Annotated in this window: 4 protein-coding genes; 1 reads left to right on the forward strand and 3 read right to left on the reverse strand. The window is 70.7% G+C overall.

What is annotated here, in order from left to right:
• Positions 1-126: 126 nt before the first annotated feature.
• The 3 genes from ACFU7Z_RS35750 to ACFU7Z_RS35760 form a co-directional block, all read right to left on the reverse strand.
• Entirely contained in the window at positions 127-1,812 is a 1,686-nt protein-coding gene (locus tag ACFU7Z_RS35750; protein ID WP_049651459.1) for a methylmalonyl-CoA mutase, read from the reverse strand.
• Between the two features lie 272 nt (positions 1,813-2,084).
• Complete coding sequence (locus tag ACFU7Z_RS35755; RefSeq protein ID WP_049651458.1) at positions 2,085-2,426, reverse strand: DUF3817 domain-containing protein; 342 nt, start codon at positions 2,424-2,426, stop codon at positions 2,085-2,087.
• Between the two features lie 76 nt (positions 2,427-2,502).
• Positions 2,503-3,039, reverse strand: coding sequence for a MarR family winged helix-turn-helix transcriptional regulator (locus ACFU7Z_RS35760; RefSeq protein ID WP_049651457.1), 537 nt, complete (start codon positions 3,037-3,039; stop codon positions 2,503-2,505).
• 497 nt (positions 3,040-3,536) lie between these two features.
• Between ACFU7Z_RS35760 and ACFU7Z_RS35765 the strand changes: the two genes are divergently transcribed.
• Positions 3,537-5,168: a M4 family metallopeptidase gene (locus ACFU7Z_RS35765; RefSeq protein ID WP_380782176.1), complete on the forward strand. Its 1,632-nt coding sequence runs from the start codon at positions 3,537-3,539 to the stop codon at positions 5,166-5,168.
• The last annotated feature ends 50 nt before the right edge of the window (positions 5,169-5,218 follow it).

Below are 5,218 nucleotides of genomic sequence, written 5' to 3' on the forward strand. Positions count from 1 at the left end.
GGTGCCCGCGAGCAGGCACACCGCCAGTGCCGCGACTCCATAAATGATCATCGTCTTCTCCACGCTGAGAGACCGAGGGACAGGAAAGGGTGGATCCCGTACGGCGGCTCCGCGTCGGCCGCGGCCTCAGAACATCGCGTTCTCCTGGTACGTGCCCCACTCCTCGCGCAGCGCGTTGCAGATCTCGCCCAGCGTCGCCTCGGCGCGCACCGCGTCCAGCATCGGCGGGATCATCGACTCGCCCGAGCGCGCCGCCGCCAGCATGGCGTCCAGCCCGGCCCGGACGGCCGCGTCGTCCCGGGCCGCCTTGCGCTCCCGCAGCACCCGGACCTGCTCGCGTTCGACCTCGTGGCTGACCCGCAGGATCTCCAGCTCCGGGGTGACGCTGCGCGGGTGGCAGTTGACGCCGACCACGCGCTTGTCGCCCTTCTCCACCGACTGCTGGTACTGGAAGGCCGCCTCGGCGATCTCCCCGGTGAACCAGCCCTCCTCGATGCCGCGCAGGATGCCGGAGGTGATCGGGCCGATCTCGTGGTCCTCGCGGCCCTTGTCCAGGATCCGCTGGAAGATCGCCTCGGCCTGCTGCTCGATCCGGTCGGTCAGCGCCTCGACGTACCAGGAACCGCCCAGCGGGTCGGCGACGTTGGCGACACCGGTCTCCTCCATCAGCACCTGCTGGGTGCGCAGGGCGATCTCGGCGGCCTGCTCGGAGGGCAGCGCCAGGGTCTCGTCCAGGGCGTTGGTGTGCAGCGAGTTGGTGCCGCCGAGCACCGCGGCCAGCGCCTCGACGGCGGTGCGGACCACGTTGTTGTACGGCTGCTGCGCGGTCAGCGAGACGCCGGCGGTCTGGGTGTGGAAGCGCAGCCACTGCGCCTTGTCGGTCTTGGCGCCGAAGCGCTCGCGCATCCAGCGGGCCCAGATCCGGCGCGCGGCGCGGAACTTGGCGATCTCCTCGAAGAAGTCCAGGTGCGCGTCGAAGAAGAAGGACAGGCCGGGCGCGAAGACGTCCACGTCCAGGCCGCGGGACAGGCCCAGCTCGACGTAGCCGAAGCCGTCCGCGAGGGTGTACGCCAGCTCCTGCGCGGCCGTGGCCCCGGCCTCGCGGATGTGGTAGCCGGAGACCGACAGCGGCTTGTACGCGGGGATGCCCTCGGCGCAGTAGGCCATCAGGTCGCCGATCAGGCGCAGGTGCGGCTCGGGGGCGAAGAGCCACTCCTTCTGCGCGATGTACTCCTTGAAGATGTCCGTCTGGAGGGTGCCGTTGAGCACCGCCGGGTCCACGCCCTGGCGCTCGGCGGCCACCAGGTACATGCAGAAGACCGGCACGGCCGGGCCGCTGATCGTCATCGAGGTGGTGACCCCGCCGAGCGGGATGCCGTCGAACAGCACCTCCATGTCGGCGGCCGAGTCGATGGCCACGCCGCAGTGGCCGACCTCGCCGAGCGACTTCGGGTCGTCCGAGTCGTAGCCCATCAGGGTCGGCATGTCGAAGGCGACCGAGAGGCCGCCGCCGCCCGCGTCCAGGATCATCCGGTAGCGCTCATTGGTCTGCTGGGCGTTGCCGAAGCCGGCGAACTGGCGGATGGTCCAGGTGCGGCCCCGGTAGCCGGTCGGGTGCAGACCGCGGGTGTACGGGTACTCGCCCGGCCAGCCGATCCGCTCGAAGCCCTCGTAGGCCTGCCCGGCGGGCGGGCCGTAGACCGGCTCGACCTCGTCGCCGGAGAGGGTGGTGAAGTCCGCGTCGCGCTTGCGGGCCTTGTCGTACCGCTGCTGCCAGCGCTGCCGGCCCCGCTCGATCTCCTCGGCGTCCATGATCCCGAACTCCGCTCCGTACGGCCGCCGCGGCGACGGGGCGGCACAGCTAGTAGGACGTCCTAACAATTTACTCGGACGTCCTAGTACTTGTCGATGGACAACCCGCCCGCACGGCCCGCGATCCCCCGAAAGGGACCCGGAATCCGGCCCGGGGGCTCCGGGAGCCGCCCGAACGGGGCCCGGGAACGCCGGAGCGCCCCTCCCCCGGTCGGGGAAGGGGCGCTCTCGCGAAACCTGGGAGTCGGAGCCCGGAAGTCGGAGCCCGGGGCTCAGACGCCGGCCGGCTGGCGGGCGCCGCCGCCCGCCGGGAGCTGCTCGGCGGCCTCGCGGGCCACCTTGCGCTCGAAGACGAAGGAGAGGAACGGGATGCAGCCCGCCGCCAGGGTGAGCACCAGCCGGCCCATCGGCCACTTCAGCTTCTGCCCGAGCATGAAGGTCACCACGAAGTACCCGATGTAGAGGTAGCCGTGCAGCATCGCGACGTACGTGGTCACGTCCTTGGCCGCGTCGAAGCCGTACTTCGCGACCATGAAGCCGCAGAACACCAGCAGCGCCGTACCGGTCGCAATGGCCAGGGCCCGGTACCAGCCCAGCAGGGGGGTCGCCTTCATGATCTTCCTCGCCTCGCTCGGCACGGTCCGCCGGTACGCCCGGATCCGCGCACCGCTCACACGAGGGTAGCCGCCTTCACGCCCGGCCCTTCGCAGCCCCCTCGGACGGCTCGGCGAAGTCGCCGGCCGCGATCCGCAGCGGCCTGAGCAGTTCGAACACCTGGTGGCACTGCTCGGCGTCGTACTCCTCCAGCCCGAACTCCATCGCCATCAGCTCCCGGGTCGCCTCCTCGACCACCTCGCGGCCGCGCCCGGTGATCGCGGCCAGCACGCCGCGGCCGTCCAGCGGGTTGGGGCGGCGGGCGACCAGGCCGGCCCGCTCCAGGCGGTCGACGGTGTTGGTGACGCTGGTCGGGTGGACCATGAGCCGCTCGCCGATCTTGGAGAGCGAGAGCTCGCCGGTCCGGCTGAAGGTCAGCAGCACCAGGGCCTCGTAGCGGGCGAAGGTCAGCCCGTACGGCTTGAGCACCGCGTCCACCCGGGAGAGCAGGATCTGGTGGGCGCGCATGACCGAGGTGATCGCCGCCATCGAGGGGACCCCGCCCCAACGGCGGGTCCACAGCTCGTCGGCGCGGGCGATCGGGTCGAAGTCGAGAGCGAGGGGCTTGGCCACCTCCTTACCGTACCGGCGGACGGGACGTGTGCTACCAGGCGTCCTGATGGTGGACAAGCGCAACACGTGGCGGGAACCCGCCAATCGGACGGCCAGGTCCATACCAGGACATTGCGCCGGCGTGAACGCGCGGCAACGGGCCACCGGCGCACCGGGGTTGGCCCCGGAGCGGCCCGGCGCCGCGCCACCAGGCTTCGGTTCGGACGGTAACCCGCTGTAAACCAGGACGATTTGCCCCTTTTGTCCATCCGTTCACATTCCTCCGCCGTGGCGGGACTTGGCCAATTCATGAGCAAGACCTGTCATTTGATTTGCTCGATTGTCATGCTTTCGATCAACCCCGTTCGGCAGCCACCACCCCCACCCACCGGTGGCGAAGCCGCTCAGTCCGCACGGGGCCCGCACGTCAGCGCCCGTTCCGCCCCTCAGGTGCCGTCCCCGGCCCCCGGAACGCCGCGCGACCGCGCCCGCTCGCGGTTTTCCGGAAGGACTCGTTCGTGAAGCGAAAGCTCGCCGCAGTCGCCGTACTCTCCGCCACCGCCCTGCTCACCGGTGTCGTCCAGGTGAGCACCGCAGCCGTCGCGGACCCCGGCCCGCAGTCCCAGGGCGCGAAGCAGCGCGCCGACCTGATCGCCCTGGCCAACGGCCAGGCCGGCAAGGTCGCGCACGCCCTGGCCCTGGGCGGCCAGGAGCAACTGGTGGCCAAGGACGCCGTGGTGGACGCCGACGGCACCCGCCACCTGCGCTACGAGCGCACCTTCGCCGGCCTCCCCGTCCTGGGCGGCGACCTGGTGGTGCACCAGAAGGCCGACGGCTCGACCACCTCGGTGGACAAGGCCACCGGCGCCACCATCGCCCTGCCGAGCCTCACCCCGCAGATCCCCGCCGACAAGGCCGCCGACCAGGCGACCGGCGCCGTGCAGTCCACCGTGGGCATCGCCGCCGACAAGGACGAGTCCCCGCTGACCGCCGTGCACCAGACCGGCAAGGCCGAGCTGGTCGTGTGGGCCACCGACGGCAGCCCGCGCCTGGCGTACCGCACCACGGTCGAGGGCGAGCGCGCCGACGGCACCCCGAGCCGCCAGCTGCTGGTCACCGACGCGGCGAGCGGCGAGGTACTCTCCAGCCACGAGCAGGTGCGGACCGCCGCCGGCACCGGCAAGGGCGTCTTCGTCGGCTCCGTCCCGCTGACCACCACCCAGAGCGGTTCGAGCTACCAGCTCAAGGACGCGACCCGCGGCGGCCAGGCCACGTACACCCTGAAGGGCAAGACCTCCGGCTCGGGCACCCTGGTCGCCAACACGAGCAACAGCTTCGGCAACGGCCTGTCCTCCAACAGCGAGTCCGCCGCCGTGGACGCCCAGTACGGTGCGGCGGTCACCTGGGACTTCTACAAGAACACCTTCGGCCGCAACGGCATCAAGAACAACGGCGTCGGCGCCACCAGCCGGGTCCACTACGGTTCCAACTACGTGAACGCGTTCTGGGACGACTCCTGCTTCTGCATGACGTACGGCGACGGCAGCGGCAACACCCACCCGCTCACCGAACTCGACGTGGCCGGCCACGAGATGAGCCACGGCGTCACCTCCGCCACCGCCAACCTCAACTACTCGGGCGAGTCCGGCGGCCTGAACGAGGCCACCTCGGACATCTTCGGCACGATGGTCGAGTTCTACGCCAACCTGCCCTCCGACAAGCCGGACTACCTGATCGGCGAGTTGATCAACATCAACGGGGACGGCACCCCGCTGCGCTACATGGACAAGCCGTCCAAGGACGGCGCCTCGGCCGACTACTGGTCCTCCACCGTCGGCAACAAGGACGTCCACTACTCCTCCGGCGTCGCCAACCACTTCTTCTACCTGCTCGCCGAGGGCAGCGGCGCCAAGACCATCAACGGCGTCAGCTACAACAGCCCGACCTCCAACGGCTCCACGCTCGCGGGCATCGGCCGGGACAAGGCCGCACAGATCTGGTACCGCGCGCTGACCACCTACTTCACCTCCACCACCAACTACGCGGGCGCCCGCACCGGCACCCTGAAGGCCGCCGCCGACCTGTACGGCGCCTCCAGCGCCGAGTACAGCGCCGTCGCCGCGACCTGGGCCGCCGTCAACGTCAACTGACGTACCGCACAGGCGCGTCGGACGCCCGGGGCCTCCGGCAGGAGGTCCCG

Origin of the sequence: Kitasatospora sp. NPDC057518 (genome assembly GCF_042802075.1) — a bacterium.
Taxonomy (GTDB): Bacteria; Actinomycetota; Actinomycetes; order Streptomycetales; family Streptomycetaceae; genus Kitasatospora.